General features: G+C 37.4%; 17 protein-coding genes. 7 read left to right on the top strand and 10 right to left on the bottom strand.

What is annotated here, in order from left to right:
- Positions 1-16: 16 nt before the first annotated feature.
- The 7 genes from HZR84_07315 to HZR84_07285 form a co-directional block, all read right to left on the bottom strand.
- A complete protein-coding gene (locus HZR84_07315; GenBank protein ID QNL21753.1) occupies positions 17-1,831 on the bottom strand; it encodes a V-type ATP synthase subunit I in 1,815 nt (604 codons plus the stop codon).
- The gene (locus HZR84_07310) at positions 1,828-2,427 is read right to left on the bottom strand and encodes a V-type ATP synthase subunit D (protein ID QNL21752.1); all 600 of its coding nucleotides are present in this window, start codon (positions 2,425-2,427) and stop codon (positions 1,828-1,830) included. Before HZR84_07310 ends, HZR84_07315 begins: the two co-directional genes overlap by 4 nt.
- Before the next feature lies 1 nt (position 2,428).
- Positions 2,429-3,772, bottom strand: a complete 1,344-nt coding sequence (locus HZR84_07305) for a V-type ATP synthase subunit B (protein QNL21751.1) — start codon at positions 3,770-3,772, stop codon at positions 2,429-2,431.
- A gap of 1 nt (position 3,773) precedes the next feature.
- Positions 3,774-5,525: a V-type ATP synthase subunit A gene (locus HZR84_07300; GenBank protein ID QNL21750.1), complete on the bottom strand. Its 1,752-nt coding sequence runs from the start codon at positions 5,523-5,525 to the stop codon at positions 3,774-3,776.
- A 2-nt stretch (positions 5,526-5,527) separates the two neighbouring features.
- Entirely contained in the window at positions 5,528-6,358 is an 831-nt protein-coding gene (locus HZR84_07295; GenBank protein QNL21749.1) for a DUF2764 family protein, read from the bottom strand.
- A 3-nt stretch (positions 6,359-6,361) separates the two neighbouring features.
- Complete coding sequence (locus HZR84_07290; protein ID QNL21748.1) at positions 6,362-6,958, bottom strand: hypothetical protein; 597 nt, start codon at positions 6,956-6,958, stop codon at positions 6,362-6,364.
- A 72-nt stretch (positions 6,959-7,030) separates the two neighbouring features.
- Entirely contained in the window at positions 7,031-7,879 is an 849-nt protein-coding gene (locus HZR84_07285; GenBank protein ID QNL21747.1) for a universal stress protein, read from the bottom strand.
- A 106-nt stretch (positions 7,880-7,985) separates the two neighbouring features.
- Here HZR84_07285 and HZR84_07280 point away from each other — a divergent pair, with 106 nt between their 5' ends.
- Entirely contained in the window at positions 7,986-8,906 is a 921-nt protein-coding gene (locus HZR84_07280; protein ID QNL21746.1) for a universal stress protein, read from the top strand.
- Positions 8,907-9,038: 132 nt separating this feature from the next.
- Positions 9,039-9,455, top strand: coding sequence for a hypothetical protein (locus HZR84_07275; GenBank protein QNL21745.1), 417 nt, complete (start codon positions 9,039-9,041; stop codon positions 9,453-9,455).
- Between the two features lie 89 nt (positions 9,456-9,544).
- On the opposite strand, the gene mutS is transcribed toward HZR84_07275, so the two are convergent.
- Positions 9,545-12,175, bottom strand: a complete 2,631-nt coding sequence (gene mutS / locus HZR84_07270) for a DNA mismatch repair protein MutS (GenBank protein ID QNL23210.1) — start codon at positions 12,173-12,175, stop codon at positions 9,545-9,547.
- A 58-nt stretch (positions 12,176-12,233) separates the two neighbouring features.
- Here mutS and HZR84_07265 point away from each other — a divergent pair, with 58 nt between their 5' ends.
- From HZR84_07265 to HZR84_07250, 4 genes are all read left to right on the top strand, one after another.
- Entirely contained in the window at positions 12,234-12,770 is a 537-nt protein-coding gene (locus tag HZR84_07265) for an RNA methyltransferase (GenBank protein ID QNL21744.1), read from the top strand.
- Positions 12,771-12,772: 2 nt separating this feature from the next.
- The gene (locus HZR84_07260) at positions 12,773-13,240 is read left to right on the top strand and encodes a VOC family protein (GenBank protein ID QNL21743.1); all 468 of its coding nucleotides are present in this window, start codon (positions 12,773-12,775) and stop codon (positions 13,238-13,240) included.
- A 194-nt stretch (positions 13,241-13,434) separates the two neighbouring features.
- Positions 13,435-14,184 (top strand): hypothetical protein, encoded by a 750-nt coding sequence (locus HZR84_07255; GenBank protein ID QNL21742.1) that lies wholly within the window; start codon positions 13,435-13,437, stop codon positions 14,182-14,184.
- 216 nt (positions 14,185-14,400) lie between these two features.
- Positions 14,401-15,912, top strand: a complete 1,512-nt coding sequence (locus HZR84_07250) for a T9SS type A sorting domain-containing protein (protein ID QNL21741.1) — start codon at positions 14,401-14,403, stop codon at positions 15,910-15,912.
- 147 nt (positions 15,913-16,059) lie between these two features.
- Here HZR84_07250 and HZR84_07245 read toward each other — a convergent pair whose 3' ends face one another.
- The gene (locus tag HZR84_07245; protein QNL21740.1) at positions 16,060-18,204 is read right to left on the bottom strand and encodes a S46 family peptidase; all 2,145 of its coding nucleotides are present in this window, start codon (positions 18,202-18,204) and stop codon (positions 16,060-16,062) included.
- Between the two features lie 75 nt (positions 18,205-18,279).
- Between HZR84_07245 and HZR84_07240 the strand changes: the two genes are divergently transcribed.
- Positions 18,280-19,428, top strand: a complete 1,149-nt coding sequence (locus tag HZR84_07240) for a sorbosone dehydrogenase family protein (protein ID QNL21739.1) — start codon at positions 18,280-18,282, stop codon at positions 19,426-19,428.
- On the opposite strand, the gene HZR84_07235 is transcribed toward HZR84_07240, so the two are convergent.
- On the bottom strand, positions 19,425-20,360 hold the full coding sequence (locus HZR84_07235; protein QNL21738.1) for a DUF4249 family protein: 936 nt from the start codon (positions 20,358-20,360) through the stop codon (positions 19,425-19,427). The two genes, HZR84_07240 and HZR84_07235, sit on opposite strands and share 4 nt — an antisense overlap.
- Between the last annotated feature and the right edge of the window lies 1 nt (position 20,361).

Here is a 20,361-nt window from a genome sequence, read left to right as displayed (position 1 = left end):
TCCATATGCTGTAAATTTACAGATTCAGTTGATTTTTCTTAAATGGTTTAAATTCTTTTCCTCCACCTTCAAACTGAGCATTTCCATAAAATTCGACAAATGTCAATCTTAAAGGATGAATTAATGCGCCTAAAAAGGCAATGGCAAAATTGAGTGCATGTCCAAAAACTAAAAATACAATTCCACCTATTATTCCTAAAATACCTGATTCAAGCAAAGGTGCTCCAATTTGATTTACCACCAAACCTAAAATAGAAGAAGAAACTCCTAAGGCAAATAATCGGATATATGACAATGAGTCACCTAGTATTCCGGTAAAAACAAAAAATACTTCTAATAAGCCCTTCATAACTCTACTTACCACAGGAATACTGAAATCATGTGTAAATAATAAAATCACAATACCGAGCAATAGAGCAATCTTTGATAAGCCAACAAATGGCTGAAGCAGCTCCATTTCCTGAGATGCGCCCAAAAATAAGGCGACCGAAGAACTAATAATTAAAAATTTAGCCACCATGGGAATTGCCATAGAAAAACTCTGGTATTTAAGTTTTCGATAGAATGATAATACTACACCCACTAAAATTTGCACCAAACCAATCATTAAAGAGACATTAAAGGCATTAAAAATGAAATCCTGATTATCGGTTATGAAAATATACTTTGAAAGCGAGTCAAAAAGAGCGATATTTTTTGATTCTGCAATGCTTAATCCAAATACAGTTCCTGATTTTATAATTCCAACAAACGTTGTTGCTATTCCAAGTACGAGCCCAAGCAAAGCTACGGTTTTCATTTTTTTGAGTGGGCCGAAATACGCCCAAACTGCGAGTATGCTGAGCACTATACCATAGCCCGCATCCCCCAAACAATATGCGAAAAAGATAGGATAAAAGACCCCAATAAAAGGCGTAAGGTCGAGTTCATGGTAATTGGGCAACTGATAGACCTTTGTAATATTTTCAAATATTTTATTGTAGGTATTGTTTTTTAATACCACCGGTACATCGTCCTGCTCTCCCGGGGCTTCAATTTCATAGGCCAAATCCAGGGTTTCCAGTTCCTTTTGAATTTTACTTTCCATTTCCTGTGGAAACCAGGCGGTGATATATTTTATCCTGCCTTCACCCGCTTCAATCATAGAATTAGAAGCATTTAAAATCATCAGTTTATCAAGCAATTCAGTTAAATGTTTTTCAAGTACATTTCTGTATTTGCTCAATGACCTTATACTTTGCTGCAGTTTTATTATTTCTTCTTCTGTTTGCGACAAAAGCCGGCCTACTTCGCCAAGGGGTAATTTGGGAAGCTCCAATTGCTCAAAGGGCAGGCTTTTAGATCTGTCGAGCGGTTGAATATTTACAAAATATACATTGCCACCTTTCCTGGCCACCTCTAATACATATGGATCGTCTTCTATTTGAAGGAATGAATTTGACGGTGCGATATAAAAATTAAAAGTCCAATTTAACTCCTCAATGGTCCGAATTCTTTTCCATTTGATATTACCCCAAGGCTTTAGAAGTCTAAAATCCTTTTGATATTTTTCAAGCAATTCAGCGTATTCCAATACTTTATCATTTAGAAGATCATAATCCTCTAAAACTTCCAAGGCATTTAAATCGTCTGCCTGAGGACTATGTTCGTCCATTTCATCCAAAATGGATTCAATTTTCGATATATATTTGGAGAGCTCCTGGGATGCTTCATTTTCATCCGTAGATTGTATATCCAAATGTACCAAGCCTTTTTCCTGTAGATTATTTAAAATCTGCTGCGTGTCACGGTGGTAAATCATAAAAGTGGCTTTTTTCATCTTTGCTTTCATTGTGCCACCTCCTTTCTTTGATTTCTCTCTTTCACAATTTTTTGCGCCGCCTTTGCAATATTATCCTTGTCTTCTAAAAACCGTTTTATTTGATTGATTCCTCTTTCAAAAGCAGGTATCTGAACCTTTTCATAAAGATTGACTTTTTGGGTAGTCTTTTTTCTCGCCAGGTATAAAACGTCGTGTTGTTGCTGTAATATTTGTTCTTTGGTTTCAAGACTAATAATATTTTTTAGGATGTCTATTCCTTTAAGCAACCAAACAGGCTGATCAAAATCAATAAATTCTGTCAATTTGAATTGTATATCATTCAATACTGGAATTTTTGTCCCTGCAGTATTTTTAATACTGATGTCAATGGAATCAATTTTCAGCACCTGAGGGTATCGTGTCCAAAGTGGAGAAAATTCTTTGATTTCGGAGTTAAACAAATCCTTTTCCTGTCTGAGTTCTTTGAGCTTTTCTGAGATTTTTTTCACCTCCAATCGAAGTGCGGTTTCCTTACTTTTAAGGGTAGGCAATACTTTTTTTCGTATCGCAAGTTGGCGTTTGAGATAGGTTAAAAATGTTTTATTGTATTGAACCTTTAGTGCCATATTACTCCGAACTGTCTGCGGTTTCTTTTTGCACCCAGTATTTTTGCACTAGCGACTCTTTCACACCGACTTCGTGTTTTTCAAAAAATTTAGCCATCAGTTCCCATCCAGTATCGAGCATTTCATCTGTGCTGATATTTACATCCACGGCAAGAAGCCTGTTTGAATATTCTTTTGAATAATCAAGGCATCTCTGGTCGTAATCCGTTAAATCAAATCCATTTTCTTTTTTAGTTCTGGCGGCCATTGCATCGGCGTATAATCGCACTAATGTATTCATCACCTGAGGGTGATCTTCTCTTGTCACTTTTCCAATTACGTTTTGTTTCAATCTTGAAAGACTGCGAAATGGATCGATAATTACTTTTCCGATATCAGTATCACGACGCAAAAACAACTGGCCTTCGGTAATGTAACCAGTATTATCAGGAATAGCATGCGTTATATCACCTTCATTGAGAGTGGTAACTGCAATGATGGTTAATGACCCACCATGGTCAAACTGAACAGCTTTTTCATAGATTTTTGCAAGATCGCTATACAAGGAGCCGGGCATGGAATCCTTTGAAGGAATTTGATCCATTTTATTGGCCACTATGGCCAGGGCATCGGCATAAAGTGTCATGTCAGTCAATAACACCAAAACCTTTTCCTGCTTATCGTTGGCAAAAAACTCACCTGCTGTACAGGCCATGTCAGGGACCAACAGACGCTCAACAGGCGGATCTTCGGTGGTATTTATAAATGAGATTATCTTATCAAGCTGACCTGCATTGGTGAAAGTGTCTTTAAAAAAAAGATAGTCATCATTGGATAAACCCATGCCACCAAGAATAATCTTGTCGGCATCTGCTCTCAATGCCACCTCCGCTAGTACCTGATTGTAGGGCTGATTTGCATCGGCAAAAATGGTATTTTTTTGACCTGTTACCAATGTATTGTTCAAATCAATTCCGGCAATACCAGTTGCTAAGAAGTCCGAAGGTTGTTTTCTCTTTACAGGATTTACCGAAGGCCCTCCAATAGACCTTTCTTCTCCTTCAATTTCAGGGCCATTATCCAATGGAGCGCCATAAGCATCGAAAAATCTCCCCGCGAGTTGTTCACTCACTTTCATTGTCGGTGATTGTCCGGTAAAAATCACTTCAGACTTAGTATGCAGACCCTCAGTCCCTTTAAATACCTGAAGCGTAACATTATCACCTAGCATTTTCACAACCTGGGCTGGCCGGCCATCAACATAGGCCAACTCCTCATAACCTACATCCTTAGCTTTTAAACTACAGGTGGCTTTTGTGATTTGACTTAGATTGGTATATTTTTTTTGAAATGCCTGTGTCTGCATGTCAATTTTCTTTTTGGGCCAATAATACTTTCAATTCGGATTCATACTTTTTGAAATCCCCGGAATTGTATTCTGAATAGTTCATCTGTCTCATAAGGTTGATCATTTTTTTGTAATAATCACTCACCTCTGTAAAAACTTCAAAATCCGGTTCCATTTTGCAAATTGACATGACTTTGTTAAACATATATTTTTGCCTGTCCATCTCACAATTCATATCCACCTTGTCAAATGAATCCTGCTGTAGAAACACAAAATCCAAAAGTTCACTTTTCCAGAATTGTCTGTGATACTCAATAGGCACAGCATCATCACCCAAAATGGCAATTTGATCTCTGGCTTCTGCTCCGCGTATTAAATAATCTTTTGCCTGATTCACCAGGCCTGTCCAGCCTTTCTGAATATTTTCGTTGGCATACTCCTTAAATTCATCATAGTCGATATACTTGGAATAAGAATCGACGGTTTCGATAGCAGGGTATCTTTTTGAATCAGCTCTGCCCTGATTTAAGGCATAAAAACATCGTGCAACTTTGCTTGTGGATTCCGTAACCGGTTCTTTGAGATTACCTCCTGCCGGGGAAACTGTTCCAATAAATGTTACCGATCCTGTTTTTCCATTGTTGAGATATACAAATCCCGCACGCGCATAAAAATTTGCGATGATGGCCGGAAGATCAACAGGGAAAGCATCCGGTCCGGGAAGTTCTTCCAGTCTGTTCGACATTTCTCTCAAAGCCTGTGCCCATCGGGATGTTGAATCCGCTAATAACAGGACTTTTAATCCCATGCAACGATAGTACTCGGCAATCGTCATTCCTACATAAACTGATGCCTCTCTCGATGATACCGGCATACTAGATGTATTACATACAATACAGGTTCTTTCTTGTAATGTACGTCCTGTTCTCGGGTCAATCAGATGTGGAAACTCAGTAAAAATCTCAACCACTTCATTGGCTCTTTCACCACAGGCAGTAACAATAATGATATCTGCATCACCATTTTTTGCAATGGCGTGTTGTAGTACTGTTTTTCCAGTACCGAAAGGTCCCGGGATAAATCCTGTTCCCCCTTCTGTAATTGGGTTCATGGTATCAATGACGCGCATTCCGGTTTGCAATATTTTAAATGGACGCGGTTTATGATCATAAGTTTTGATTGGTATTTTAACCGGCCATTTTTGGATCATACTTACAGAGTGCTCCTTGCCTTTCGTGTCTACCAATACTGCAATTTCATCTTCAATGCTATAATTTCCTTTTTTCGCAATTTTTTTAACCTTGAAATGGCCTTCATAGGCAAAGGGGACCATTATTTTATGCGATAAATTGTTTTCAATGGTCTCTGCCAACCAATCGGCGGCTAAAACCGTATCGCCGGTACTGACAAGAGGTGTTATCTCATATTTTTTACTTCGATCCAATGCATCGGAAATAACCCCTCTTTCTAAAAAAGTAGAGTCGAGTTTGTCAAGATTGTTCTGAAGTCCGTCAAAGTTTTGAGATAGCAAACCCGGTCCTAATTCAATCTCGAGTAGGTGTCCGCTAAACTCAACCGCATCGCCAATTTTTACACCGCGTGTCGACTCAAAAACCTGGGCAAAAGCCGTATTGCCTATCACTTTTATAACTTCGGAACGCAATTTTGTATCTCTTGCAATCACATGACAAATTTCATTTTGCCCTACTTTCCCTTCCACTTCTATTGAAATGAGGTTGGCAACAATATTTATAATCTTTCCTTTAGTCATATCTATATCACCGAAGGTATTTCAATTTCACTTATTAGCTGTTTTTTCAAAAAATCAAAACGTTTACTACCATAATCTGATGTCATTTCTCTCCATTTAGCCCCGACTAAAAGTTTGAAAGTGTAGAAGAGCAAATGTTCCATATCAAAGGGATTACGACTCAATAATTCCTGACTTTTTCTTATTAGCAGGTCATCGCACCAGGATTCAGCCTCCCAGGGTTCCGAATCTAAAGTCTTGGTTTTAAGATTGTTAAAATTTTCATGTTCATGCGACATTCCGGATAATGTTAGCCGCCCTGATTTTAAATCTTCTAACTGAGATTCATAACCAATCCAGTGATCCCAAAGTCCCAACCCAAGATTTTTACTTCGAATAAGGCCAAGAATATCGTGCATGATCACGTAATTCTGCATGACCTCCTTTAAATAGGGATTCATATTTTCAAGGGCATTATAATAAGCACCCCAAAAAAACCGCGTGAGTTCCTTTTCGCTCATACTCGTTATTTCTGCCTGAAAGTCCTCCATCAAAACCCTTAAAAATTCAGGCCATTGGTCTTTATATAGTGTCCATTCTTCTAATTCCTGTGGATTTATAAGTGCAGGCAGATATGGCATTTTATTGCCTGTGATCGTACCATTTTTATTGGAATAGAAGTTGACGATATTCCTTATATCATTTTTTACAAGAATCATCTTTATCTGTATTTGACCTTCCTCATCTACATTGTCCATGATGATTCGCACGATTCCCTCAACATCCAATGGGGTTTTGGTATCAAGAGGATCAAACTCAGGTAATGTCGCTATCAGGTAGTAGAGCCTGCTCAAGGATTATTCAAAAATAAGTTTTTGCGTTTTTTCTTTTAAAAAAGGTTTTAAAAATTCACGAAACTGCTCTTCAGTAAAGGTAATTTCGTAATGGTCTTTTTTATCTTCAATTATAAAGCCGGTTTCAAGACCTATTGCCGATCTGATTTCCATATCTTTTAATACATCCTTCAAACTCGGTTTAAGGGCTTGTTCTACTTTGCTTTTTATGGAATCTGCTACTTTGACATCAAAGCCATTATTCGAAGACCAGCTACCTGCTATTTCCAGTATTAAACTTTTAATAAAGTCCGGGTCTTTAAAAATTGATTTTAAGTTGTCATCAAGTAGTTTTAGGGATACCTGATCTTTTATCCTTTGCCTTAAGCTTTCAATAACCTGTTCTGAAGCTAGTTTCAACTCAGAGGAAATGATCTTTTTTTCCTTTTTAGCTTTATTTTCAGCTTCTTTAATAATTTGATCAGCTTGGGCTTTGGCGGATTTAATTATCCGATCGGCTTCTGTGTTGGCGGAATTTAAAATGTTCTCGCTTTCTTGTTGTGCTTTTTCAAGCCCTTCTTCATAAATCTTTCGGGCTATTACATTGATTTTATCGCTCATTGAAAAAGGGTTTAAACCTGATTCGCGGATTTAAATTACAATTAAAATTTAGGCCTGAACAAGAATTTGTTATTATTTATCTACCAAGGTCAATAATGGTATATCAATCTCTGCTGCCATTAGCTCAGAAATACTCTGATGAAAAAGTTTTTCAAAGAAGCTATGCTCGCCTGGCATCACTGCCAGCATGTCAATTTCGTACGCATGGACATAATTAATCAATTCATGTTCCACGTCTTTTCCAATTACAGTTTCGAAGTCATGTGGAACATCATTTCCGAGATAATTGGAAATTTTATTCTCTTCTTTAATTCGCTCTTCTCCCTTAGGGTAATTATGGGCTCTGACATCAATAATTCTGATATGAGTATTAAATGCCATCGCCAATTGTTTTAACGTGCTCAATGAATAAACATTTTGCCCTTGTTTGTGAAAATCGTAAGCCAGGCAAAAACGTTTGGGGTTTTCAACTTTTGATCCATCGGGAATTACCAATATTGGTCCTTTAAGTCTATTGATCAGGTTGGTGGTTTTACTTCCCCACATTAATTCAACGCCTTTAGCCCCATGGGTGGCAAGCACCATTAGATCTATTTCTAAATTCTTAAATGCCTTTTCGATATTTTGAAGTGAAATTCCGAGCTCGTATATGATTTCGAATTCGCATTCCTTCAATTCAGAAATATTATTGACAAAAACTTCAAATTGTTCTTTAACTTTTTCTGTCTTTTGATTTAAACGATGCTCCTGTTCATAATTACTTAAATCAGCAATGTCTGCGGGTCTTGAATATGCATGATACAATAATAGTTTGGCCCCATTTGACTTTGCAATAGCTGTGCTTTGAACTACTGCGTTTGCAGAGCGTTCACTAAAATCAACCGGCACTAATATTTTCGATATATTATAGCTTTCCTTCATATTCCCTTAAAAATGATATTTTTAGTGATATTTCCATATGACTAATTTCAAAATTAGAATTGATTTGTATCACAATCTATCAGTATTTTTATAAAAAATTTTGAATATGTCCGCGACGTCATTTAAAAATGTACTTTGTTGCCTCGACCGAAGCGCGGTGGATGAAAATGTTTTGATCTTTGCCAATCAATTAAGGGAAAGTGGGTTGATTCAAAATATTAAGGCCCTGCATGTAGTTGACAGTGAATTAGAGGAAAAAGCAAGACAATATACAGATAATGATGCCTGGAATGATTTCAAGGAAGAAATAAGAAAGGATATTAGAAAGAATATTAAAACTATTTTCAAAAATTCCGATAATATTAAAGTAATTGTTAGAGGTGGCAGCCCTTTGGAAGTGATCAACACAAAAAGCAAATCCGAGGCGGTGGATTTGGTGATTGTAGGGAATAAAAAGAAAAAAAACGGCCTTGGAATTGCAGGACATCATATTGCAAGATCTGCATTGTGTGACATTTTATTTGTTCCTGAAGGTTATCAGAATATACCGCAATCTATTTTGTGCGCCTATGATTTTTCTGAACATTCAGAAGCAACAATGAATGTGGGACTATCATTCGCAAAAACATTTGGAATTAAGGATTTTAAAGCATTAAATATTCTTGCCAGTCCTTCAGGTTATTTTAAAACCGGCAGATTGCACAAGGATTTTGTGGAATCGGAAAAAAAGAATCTCAGTAAAAAATGGAATAAAGAAGTGGAATTGCATCCAAGATATGAGAACGTTGATTTCGACATTACCGAAAATGAAAAGAACGATGTATCCCATTATGTAAAATTAAAGGGCTCTGAAATGAATGAACCAATTATTTTTATAGGTTCAAAAGGCAAAACAGCCAGCTCCTCATTTTTACTTGGCAGTGTCACTGAAAAGGTATTGATGAAAGAAATTGAATCGCCAATTTGGATACACAAGATGCCGGGTGAAAATTTTGATCTTTTTGATGCAATATTCAAAGGAGATTGATTTTATTGTAGATAAGGACAGGAATTCCTTAAATGTTGTATATTCAAAATGTAATATATATAATTAAAGAAAACGTTTTATTTAAAGTCAAGTTTTCAAATAAATAATACTTTTGTATAAGTACTACGAATTATGAATAAGACTGTGCTCGATAATATAAACGCTATAGACACTACTGCTGCAAGGCTGTGGTCGAGGCAGGATGGCGTAGTAGTTATCCAAATCAAACCTAAAATCCACTTAGGAAAAGAAGAGAGTTCAGAGATTTTGAGCGCAAGAATGGAATTGTATAAATCACAACCACAGCGTGTTTTGGTAGATGCGAGAGAAGTTCGAAGCTCGGACCCAAAAGCCTGGGATTTTACTCAGGATAATAGCAAATTACAAATCACAAAAGTCCTGGCCTATTTGGCACACCGGCCCGTTGAAAAAGGCCTGGTCAGCTTTTATTTTTCACCCAGCCCGGGTGCTTTGTTTCAGAGCAGACTTTTTATGGATGAAAATAAAGCCTTGGAATGGTTGGATTTATTCAGAAGAATTGACCTCTAGATTAGGATTCGAATTATTAGTCCTTTTTTAATCTGAGCGGATTAAAGGATATCAGATAATTTCCAAATAAACTAATTCAAAAGATATTTTTACTTTTTCTTATTAAGCGATGCCTGCATAACGGTTTTTATCTCATTTAGCTTTAGTAAGGCTTCAACAGGTGAAATGCGGTTTATATCAAGCTGTTCAAGAATTTCCTTGACTTGGACATAATTTGGATCATTGGCTTCAAACATGCTCATTTGGAATTCAGCACTTTTCGGAATTTCCTTAAGTTTCTCTTTGTTATGAGCACTAACTTTTTCCTGTTCCAGACCAATCATTATTTCATGTGCTCTTAAAACCACTTCATTTGGCATTCCGGCCATTTGTGCTACGTGAATTCCAAAGCTATGTTCGCTGCCCCCGGGCTTGAGCTTTCGCATAAAAATGACTTTGTCAGCAACTTCTTTTACTGAGACATTATAATTCTTAACCCTCTCCAAATCATTGGCCAATTCATTAAGTTCATGGTAATGGCTGGCAAAAAGTGTTTTGGCTTTTTTATCACTTTTGTTATGAAGAAATTCTACAATGGACCAGGCTATTGAGATGCCGTCATAGGTACTGGTACCTCTGCCAATTTCATCCATTAGAACCAGGCTGCGGTCGGATAAATTATTTAGAATGCTGGCGGTTTCAGTCATTTCTACCATAAAAGTAGATTCACCTTTGGATAAATTATCCGAAGCACCGACCCTTGTAAATACCTTATCGACCAGACCAATTTCTGCTTTTGAAGCAGGAACAAAACTTCCCATCTGCCCCATCAAAACAATCAATGCTGTTTGTCTTAGAAGCGCAGATTTACCCGACATATTCGGTCCTGTGATAATTATTATCTGCTGCAATTCATCATCTAAAAAAATATCATTGGGAATATAGCTCTCACCGGGAGGCATTTGCTTTTCAATGACGGGATGCCGACCATTTTTTATATTCAATGCCTTCCCGCTATTAATTTCAGGCTGAGCATAATTATTTTCCACCGCTGCATGGGCAAAGGAAATCAGACAATCAAGCTGGGCCAGCAATTTGGCATTTTTTTGAATCTGTTGAACGTATTCTCCGGCGACCTCGACAAGTTTTATATACAAATTGTGTTCAATGACTTTCAGACGATCATCAGCATTAAGAATTTTTTCTTCATAGGATTTTAATTCTTCGGTGATGTAGCGCTCTGCATTAACGAGCGTTTGTTTTCTAATCCACTCATCGGGCACTTTATCCTTTTGCGCATTGCTTACTTCAAGATAATAACCAAAGACTTTATTATAAGCAATTTTCAGTTTTGGAATTCCGGTACGCTCCGATTCCCTCTGTTGTATTTCAACCAAATAGTCCTTTCCGCTTCTGGCTATTTTGCGCAACTCATCAATTTCCTCATCAATACCATCCCTGAACAAATTTCCCTGATTGAAAACGATTGGCACATCATCCAAAAGTTCATTTTCTATTTTTTCAAGTAATGTTTCACATTTATTGAAAGAATCGGCCAATTGAATGAGAAGCGGTTCTTCGGAATCGATTAAGTAATCAATAACCGGCAGGCTGCTTTGAAGTGCTTTTTTAAGTTGCAACATCTCCCGCGGATTAATTCTTCTTGCCGCCACTTTGGCAATAATTCTTTCCAGATCACCAATTGCCTTTAAATGTCGAACAATGTTTTCTCTCAAACCCGATTCCTCGACAAAAATTCTTACCATGGAAAGTCGTTCTTTGATCTTAACTTCATCTTTCAGAGGAAGCACCATCCAGTTTCGAAGTAAGCGCGAACCCATAGGCGTTTGGGTCTTATCCAAAATTTCAACCAAGGGGATACCATCTTCTCTTTGTGCATAAATCAGCTCAAGGTTTCTGATGGTGAATTTATCCAGCCAAACATAATGCTCTTCTTCTATTCTCGAAATGGAATTGATATGATCAATATTGCGATGTTCAGTTTCATCCAGATACTGAAGAATGGCTCCGGCCGCTGTTATTCCCAGTTTCTGATTTTCAATTCCAAAGCCTTTAAGGTTTTGTGTTTGAAAGTGGTTGATCAGCGTTTCATTGGCAAAATCAAAAGTGTAAATCCAGTCATCCATGTAATACACATGATATTTTTCATCAAGTTTATTTTGCCAGACTTTTTTATCACTTTTTCTGTACAAAACCTCTCTTGGTTGAAAACCCTGTAGCAATTTTTCAATGTAATCACTACTTCCCTGTGCCAACATGAACTGACCGGTTGAAATATCTAAAAATGCAATTCCGTTTAAATCAGCATCATTGTAAATTGAAGCGAGATAGTTATTTTTATCTTGATCAAGGACATTATCATTAAAAGAAACACCGGGTGTCACCAATTCAGTAACACCGCGTTTGACTATTCCTTTGGCTGTACTGGGGTCTTCCAATTGATCGCAGATGGCGACTCTTTGACCTGCACGGACAAGCTTGGGAAGGTAAGATTCAAGTGAATGATGAGGGAATCCGGCCAATGCCACTTCAGAAGCAGAGCCGTTGGCTCTTTTGGTAAGTACAATACCCAGTATTTTACTGGCAATCTCGGCATCCTCGGCAAAGGTTTCGTAGAAGTCTCCGACCCTAAACAGCAGTATTGCACCGGGGTGCTTTGCCTTGATGGCATAGTACTGTTTCATTAACGGAGTTTCTTTTTTATCCTTAGTCTTAGGCATGTGCTTGGCAGGTCTCTGCAAATATGTTCAAATTTGTGTGGATATTCAATCTCAAGATATGCGAAAGTTAGAAATGCCTGAACTCAATCGAATTAGTATTGAGGAATTCAAAAATTCAGAAAAGATTCCTGTTATTGTTGTTCTGGATAATATCCGAAGTATGAACAATGTAGGCTCGGTTTTCAGAACATCAGATGCATTCAGAGTTGAGAAAATTCTACTCTGTGGAATAACTGCAAAGCCACCGCACAGGGACATTAATAAAACTGCTTTGGGTGCGGATAAATCGGTAGACTGGGAATACCATGAAAGCATCTTAGAAGCGATTAAAGCTTTGAAAAAGGATAATTTCAAAATTATTGGAATAGAACAAACCAATGAAAGCGTGGATTTAAATTCATTTACAATCGACAATAAAAAGAAATATGCACTGGTATTCGGCAATGAAGCTTTTGGCCTTAGCGATGAAATTTTACCTGAACTGGACTTAAGTTTGGAGATACCTCAGTTTGGAACCAAGCATTCTTTGAATATCTCCGTTTGTGCAGGTGTGGTGCTTTGGGAGTTCTGGAAAATGTTAAAAGTTAAAAATTAAGAGTGAAAAGGTCGATAATATTTAGTCATACAAACCTTATTGCAAAGGATTGGAAGAGGTTGGCTGAATTCTACATTGAGGTTTTTGATTGTGTACCTACATTTCCTGAAAGAGATATTAAGGGTAAATGGATTGATGATATGTGTGCATTGGAAGATGTGCATTTGAGAGGTGTGCATTTACAATTACCAGGATTTGAAAAAGGCCCTACCCTGGAAATTTTCGAATACAATCAAAAAGGCCGGAACAAGAATATTCAGATCAATGATTTTGGATTTGGACATATTGCTTTTCATGTAGAAGATGTGGGTGCTGTTTTAGCAAAGCTAATTGATAATGGCGGTTCCATGTATGGAAAAGTAGTTGAAGCAGAAATTCCTGGAAAAGGATTTTTAAAAGCTTTTTATGCCAGGGACCCCGAGGGGAATATTATTGAGATTCAGAATTGGAGGGTATCGCATGTCGATTAAATGAAAAACGCGATCAGAAAACTCAATTTTTTCATTTTCAAATCTTATTTTGGACAAAAAATTCTTGAATGAAAAGTTTAAGCTTATCTATATTCTTTGTGTTAGTTTATTCACTCACATTTGCGCAATTGAAACCTAAGGCCAACTGGGGTTCAGATATGGAGTCAATTAAGTCGAAGGAGATGGGCGTATAGATGCTTTCAAGAAGCTCCGTTTTACAATACAGCTCTTCGATTTATGGAAAGAAGATTATTAAATCATATTTCTTTGATTCAGAAGGACAATTCGAAAAACTGGAAATTCAACCCGCAGTGGCTAAAACAAGCCATAAAGCAGAATTAATGGAATTTATCGAATTTTATGAAGTATTAAAGGACGAATTGGGCAGCTATCAAACGTTCATAACCCCTTATGATTTTTTAAATAAAGACCTTGAAGAAATTAAAAACAAGGATGCCAGGTATATTATAAATAATTCGTTACCAAAAGGGATATCACTGATTTGGAATGATGGCTATACCAGAACCGAGTTACATTTGACCGAAAAAATGGATCGATTTTTTTTAGTCCTTGATTATACACCATCTGCATTGGCTAATGAGAGCTCCTCTAATATAAATGGAGATAACAATACATACACTCCAGCAAAAACTCAATCTGTTGAGATATTAACTCCTTCCAATGTCCCTGGTAATTATCTCATAAAAGCAGGAAAAGCTTATAATGCAGCTCTGGGTGTAAGTCTTGTTGGAGGGTTAATTGGTGGCATTGCAATTGGAATTGATTCACCAGAACTAGCCCTTATTGCAATTGGAGGTTCTACTTTGATCTCTTTAATATTAAATGTGACTGGAAACAACAATTTAATTAAAGAAGGAATGATGGATCAAAAACGAATTTCTATGAACACAAATCAGGGAATTGGAATTGCCTATACATTTTGAGTTTATCGTCAGACTTCAGGTTTTACTTCCATAGGGAAGTTTATTAAGGAGTGAGATTCCAAGAATTTCAAAAAATTGAAATCTTGGATTGTCGGCTACTTTTTGGTCCAGCCTCTATCTTTAGAACGTCATTCCAAGACGAATGAAGTGAGTTCTTGGAATCTTCATCCTTTGTAGACTATTTTTCTTAATTTTCATAAAAGAAGACTGCATTTTATGAGAAATAAATTACTTATACACCTTTCTGTACTATTTATTCTTCTTCAATCAAATATTGAGGCACATTCACAAAGTGTCCTTTTCAACAAAATTTATCCTAAGCCAAATGGAGTTAATCTTGAAGCTGTTGCGGCTTATCAATTAGAGTCAGGAAATTATTTTGTAATCGCCAGACATGACAATGGTTCCTATTTTGCCAGGATGGATCCAATGGGAAATAAGATTTGGGAGAGTTTTAATTATGATGGCAAGACCCCACATTATAGTATAAAAAGAAAAAACGGAAATTATTTGGTTTCCGGGGATAGTTTAAATGAGATATATCCTAATAAACCTTATCTAAGAGAAATTGACACAAGTGGAAATGAAATCTGGACCAGCTCAATAAATTTATCGTACGAATCTGTTAATTGGATGGGTTCCTCGAAAATTATAGAGCTTGCGGATCAATCTCTTAGAATGATAATGCCGAATGAGTTTCCTGTTTGGGGAGATTATCAGTTCTACAGTGGTTCTGAATCCTATTACTTAAAACTAGATTCTATTGGAAACCTGATGGACACAACAGTTTTAATAGGTTCTTATATTGATTTGATAGAAGCAATTGATTCGGGTTTTATTTTAATTGGAGCTATTCCTTATATTAAAAATATTATTCAACCTAATGATACCTTATGGGGATATAAATTAGCCGTCACTCAATTAGGCAATAATGGTGATTCAGTTTGGTCAAAACAATATGGATATCCTCACTATTTATTTGGAAGCGATTGGGCAGGCTGTGATATTATTAAACTCGACTCAACATATTTAATTCTAGGCAATACGGACCCGCCTTTTGAAGCTGGGACTACGCCCGGATTTGTTGATCATTTTGATATGAATGGAAATCCTACCGGGAATTTGGGTCAACTAAATTTTCCAGTGGTTGGTGAAACTTCTTCGTTTATTAAAAGGACTTTTGACAAGGGAATTCTAATCGGGAGAAGTCGATCATATTGCGATCCTCCCGGAGATTGTTGGTATGCAGGCGCATATTCATATTTTATAAAGTATGACAGCCTTTTTAACAAAGAATGGTCAGACTCCGGAAGTGTTTCCTGGTATGGTACAAAAAGTGTTACCGAAGCGAATGAAGGTGGCTTTATTGCAGTTGGAAATACCTCTCAATTCAACTATCTGCCCCCTTGGGATTTTGGCAGGCTCAATCTATGGAACTACGATAGTTTAGGAAATTCCATTTCTAATCTGAATGAAGAATTTTTTGCGAACGCTCAAATTAGTATTTTCCCCAATCCCGCATCAGATCAATTGATTTTTAATTTTTCAGATTCAAGATTATATGATTTGGAAATTTCAGTTTACACTCTTCAGGGAAATGTGGTAAAGAATAGAATTCTAGGAGAAAATAAAACCTCCATCAATGTTTTTGATTTGGAATCCGGAGTTTACATCTTCAAAATCCAATCAGAAGAGTTCAACTCAGTTGGTAAGTTTATTAAGAAGTAGCAGGAGACGCCGTCATAAAGACGGGGTATCTTCCACCGACAAAACACCATTTACTAAGAATAATATGAAAGGTAGATTCCAAGAACAAGTCTTGGAATGACGTTTCAATTGTTACGTCATTCCAGCGCGTGTCACTGGAATCTCAAATTAGTTTATATCCATTTCCTCAATCAACCTATTTGCTCCTGCAAACTTGTCTACAATGAAAAGAATATAGCGCATGTCCACACTGATGTTCCGGCAGATTTCAGGATTGAACATCATATCGCTCATGGTGCTTTCCCAGGTGCGATCGAAATTGATACCAATTAGTTCTCCATTTGCATTAAAAACAGGACTGCCCGAATTACCACCCGAAGTATGATTGCTGGCTATAAAACATACAGGCAAATTATCTTCATCGGAAAATTCACCAAAATCTTTTTCCCTGAGTAAAGTCACCAGTTTCTCAGGCAAGTCATATTCGTAACTCCCAGGAATGTATTTGTCCAAAATCCCATCCGTTGTAGTCATATGCTCATACTGCACTGCATCCATTGGTTCATAACCGCCTACCTGTCCATAAGAAACCCGTAGTGTTCCATTGGCATTGGGGTAATAATCTTTTTGCTCAGGTAGCACTTTCATTTGTGCCGTCATATATTCTTTTTCAATCTCATCGATCCTGCTGGAGATTTTGCTGTAATCATCTTTAATTTGATTTGAATAGAGATTGTAAATGGCATTCATCAGTTTATAAATAGGATCATCTTTCATTTTATCCATGCCGCCCTCATAATTGTCAGCCCAAACTGTAATTCGTTCTTCATTTGTAAAAATCGAGTTTGAAAACAATTCCTGAGCCATATTGCCTGATTCTGAATTGTAATCCTTCATGAAATCCATTAATTCTGATTGTCCCTCAAGAATACTTTGATCAAGATTGGAAAAGAAGATTTCTGCAGAAGCGGCCAACAAAGCCTGATCAATTTCAGGCACATAATTTTTGTAAAAATTGTCAATCCTTTTCTTCAGGTTTTCTTTTTTCGTTTCCAGTGAATCCTCGCTTTCCAGGGTATTTTCTAAACCACTAACAAAGCGTATGATTTCGGGCCCATAATACACAAACTCTCTCCAGAGCGTGTATGCCAGATAGTATTTTTCGTATTCTGGTAGATGTTGTTCGAAGTCGCTGAACAATTCACCGTACATCTTTTTTAGCTTTTTGTCTTTAGCTACTGCATTTGAAAACCGCCCTTCCAGTTCTTTCTTTTTCTCAATCGCATTAAACCTCTCCAATCCCCTGGTCTGTCCGATCCATTTTTTCCATGCATTGCTGATCCTCGACTGTTTGGCTGCGTATTGAATGGCAACTTTCTCACTTTCTCTCATCGCTTTATCGATAACGGCAAGATTGTTTTCTCTCATCTCAATCGCCAGAGGTAAAGCTTTATTTATTATGATATCAAGTTTTTGAGAATACAAATAAGAATAGGTAGTCCCCGGGAATCCATAGACCATGGTGAAATCGCCCGAATTAACACCTTTACTGGAAATAGTCAATGAACGTAAAGGTTTATATGGCACATTGTCTTCCGAATATTCAGCCGGCTTATTGTCTTTATCCACATAAACCCTGAAAATGGAAAAATCACCTGTATGTCTTGGCCATACCCAATTATCGGTATCAAAGCCGTATTTACCGATAGAAGACGGCGGCGCTCCAACTAATCTGATGTCAGTAAAAGTCTCTCGGACGATCAGATAAAATTGATTACCTTCATAAAATGGCCTAATCTGATAATTGTAATGGGTTCCCATGGTAGCTTCCTTACCAATTTTTCTGATGTTGTCCTCGATTTTCTCTGCTTTTTCTTCATCACTCATTTTGGATGTGATGCCTTCCATGACTTTATCTGTAACTTCTGTCATACTTACATATCTTGTAACTGTTAAACCCGGATTGGGCAATTCATCATCTAAAGTTTCGGCCCAGAATCCATCTTTTAAATAATTATTTTCAAGACTCGAATGACTTTGTATTCTACTGTATCCACAGTGATGATTTGTTAGAATTAAACCTTGATCAGAAATGATTTCTGCAGTACATCCACCACCAAAGTGAAGTACCGCATCTTTCAGACTCGGGCTGTTTTCGTTATAAATTTCTTCGGCAGTAATTGCCATTCCCAGAGATTTCATTTTGCCTTCCTGCTCTTTAATAAGCTTGGGAATCCAAAGCCCTTCATCTGCAAAACTGGAACCAAAGATCAGGAGGAATACGATCAGGAGATTTATTCTTTGTTTGTACATAATTGTGAAGCTTTTAATGCTAAAGTCTATATAATGAATATATTAAGGATGTGGTTTTACAAAAACGGTAATAAAATGAATCGAATTTTAATTTTATTGGTCCTGATAATTCTTTCAAATGCCTGTATGGCAGACAGTCAGGAAAACCAAAATTCAAATAATTCCGGTCAGATTAACAAACCTAAACTGCCGCTCGAAGATATTAAATTACCCGCAGGCTTTGAAATTGATATTTATGGAAAGGCAGATAATGCAAGAAGTCTTTCTCTGGGAAGTAAGGGAACGGTATTTGCAGGCAACAGAAGCGGGAATTCTGTTTACGCCTTACGCGATGAAGACGGTGATAACTATGCGGAAAAAGTTTTTGTGGTCTATGATAAATTCAAGGATTCTCCTAATGGAGTGGCATTTAAGGATGGGAATCTTTATGTAGCCGAAATAAGTAAAATCTGGGTGTTCAGGGATATTGAAAATAATCTATCAAATCCTCCGAAACCGGAGTTAATTTATGGAGGATACCCAACAGATGGTCATCACGGATGGAAATATATAGCTTTTGGCCCCGATGATTTGTTATATGTTCCTGTCGGCGCTCCTTGTAATATCTGTAAAAGTGAAAATCCCATCTATGCTTCCATCACAAGGATGGACGTATCAAACGCGAAACCGGAAATATTTGCCGAAGGCATAAGAAATACGGTAGGCTTTACCTGGCATCCCGAAACCAAAGAATTGTGGTTTACCGATAACGGCCGAGACTGGCTTGGTGATGATGAGCCTCCTTGCGAATTAAATCACGCCCCAAAAAAAGGACTGCATTTTGGTTATCCTTATTGTCATGGGGGAGTAATTGCTGACCCGGAATTTGGAGATAAAAGGCCTTGTTCTGATTTCAAAAAACCAGCACAAAACCTTGGGCCTCATGTTGCCCCTCTGGGTCTGAAGTTTTACACGGGTAATATGTTTCCACAAGTGTACAAAAACCAAATTCTTATTGCAGAACACGGTTCGTGGAATCGATCGACACCGATTGGATATAGAATTACAATGGTTAGCCTGGACGGAGACAGGTCACTTGGCTATAGTGACTTTGCCAGTGGATGGTTGCAGGAAGATGGAACAGCATGGGGAAGGCCGGTAGATGTATTGGTAATGCCCGATGGTGCTGTGCTTGTTTCTGATGATAAAGCAGGTGTTATTTACCGAATAACCTATATAAATTAAGGGTTTAATTTGGCTCCTCCTGAGCTTACCTCGGAAACACAAAAATGCCCAACGACTGCTTTTTCTGAGTTTGGATTGATATTAAAAATATTTGTTCGAACATTGGTTGGAGGAGTTGCAAATAATCCACCATTGTTTACTTCTGCCTGAATCTGTTGTAAAAAGAAAAGAGTGGATTCGTTAATGGACCAGATTTCCACATAAATAGAGTCGCCTATTTCATATGGTGTTTCGGGCACGTATTGATTAGGATCGCTTCTTTCCTCATCCTCATCATCGTTAATTGGGTTAATCCCTGTTCTAATTGGTAAGATAAAGGGGATTCCATCGGAAGAGGCACCGGGCGTAAAAGAAGCATCATAAGCTACATTGATCTCTGCGGCCTTGCTCAGGTAAATTCCATTCACCCAGGATCTGATCCAGTAAATATCGCCTGTTCCGGGAAGGTCGCTCGCTTTTAATTCCGCATAATAGCCCTCGTCAGTAAATGAATTGCCCTCTTCGAAAACAAAAATGACAGAATCTATCGCTGTGGTGCGTTTTAAAACAGAAGCTGAAATAAAGGTGTCTGCTCCATTGACTATGGCTAAATTAAGCGTATCACCTACTTCTCCAATTCTGTTTAGAATAGGAAGCGTACTATCTGACCACTGGTAATGACCGGGTTTTGTCTGATTTTCAGTAAAATTAAATACGAGACCGGAATTCAAATTAAATATAGCCACCTCTGCATTTCTTACAGCCGGAGGCTGATTGGCCTCAAAGAAGTCCACCGTTTCAGATAGTATAATTTCCTTAATAGCAGCATCATTATTTATAAAAGCATCGACAACCATTTGACTCTCACCCTTTTCGATATCAATATCAAATGGGTCTTCACAAGATGTTGATAATAAAGCAATTGCAATAATTATGTAGAATAAATGCTTCATT

It is taken from the genome of Hyphobacterium sp. CCMP332, from assembly GCA_014323545.1.
GTDB lineage: Bacteria > Bacteroidota > Bacteroidia > Cytophagales > CCMP332 > CCMP332.
This window is presented reverse-complemented; position numbering and strand designations above follow the sequence as displayed.

Bases quoted from the DNA above. Each gene is read 5' to 3' on its own strand.
- HZR84_07315 (QNL21753.1), bottom strand. From the start codon at position 1,831: ATGAAAGCAAAGATGAAAAAAGCCACTTTTATGATTTACCACCGTGAC.
- HZR84_07310 (QNL21752.1), bottom strand. From the start codon at position 2,427: ATGGCACTAAAGGTTCAATACAATAAAACATTTTTAACCTATCTCAAA.
- HZR84_07305 (QNL21751.1), bottom strand. From the start codon at position 3,772: ATGCAGACACAGGCATTTCAAAAAAAATATACCAATCTAAGTCAAATC.
- HZR84_07300 (QNL21750.1), bottom strand. From the start codon at position 5,525: ATGACTAAAGGAAAGATTATAAATATTGTTGCCAACCTCATTTCAATA.
- HZR84_07290 (QNL21748.1), bottom strand. From the start codon at position 6,958: ATGAGCGATAAAATCAATGTAATAGCCCGAAAGATTTATGAAGAAGGG.
- HZR84_07285 (QNL21747.1), bottom strand. From the start codon at position 7,879: ATGAAGGAAAGCTATAATATATCGAAAATATTAGTGCCGGTTGATTTT.
- HZR84_07280 (QNL21746.1), top strand. From the start codon at position 7,986: ATGTCCGCGACGTCATTTAAAAATGTACTTTGTTGCCTCGACCGAAGC.
- HZR84_07275 (QNL21745.1), top strand. From the start codon at position 9,039: ATGAATAAGACTGTGCTCGATAATATAAACGCTATAGACACTACTGCT.
- mutS (QNL23210.1), bottom strand. From the start codon at position 12,175: ATGCCTAAGACTAAGGATAAAAAAGAAACTCCGTTAATGAAACAGTAC.
- HZR84_07265 (QNL21744.1), top strand. From the start codon at position 12,234: ATGCGAAAGTTAGAAATGCCTGAACTCAATCGAATTAGTATTGAGGAA.
- HZR84_07255 (QNL21742.1), top strand. From the start codon at position 13,435: ATGCTTTCAAGAAGCTCCGTTTTACAATACAGCTCTTCGATTTATGGA.
- HZR84_07250 (QNL21741.1), top strand. From the start codon at position 14,401: ATGAGAAATAAATTACTTATACACCTTTCTGTACTATTTATTCTTCTT.
- HZR84_07245 (QNL21740.1), bottom strand. From the start codon at position 18,204: ATGTACAAACAAAGAATAAATCTCCTGATCGTATTCCTCCTGATCTTT.
- HZR84_07240 (QNL21739.1), top strand. From the start codon at position 18,280: ATGAATCGAATTTTAATTTTATTGGTCCTGATAATTCTTTCAAATGCC.
- HZR84_07235 (QNL21738.1), bottom strand. From the start codon at position 20,360: ATGAAGCATTTATTCTACATAATTATTGCAATTGCTTTATTATCAACA.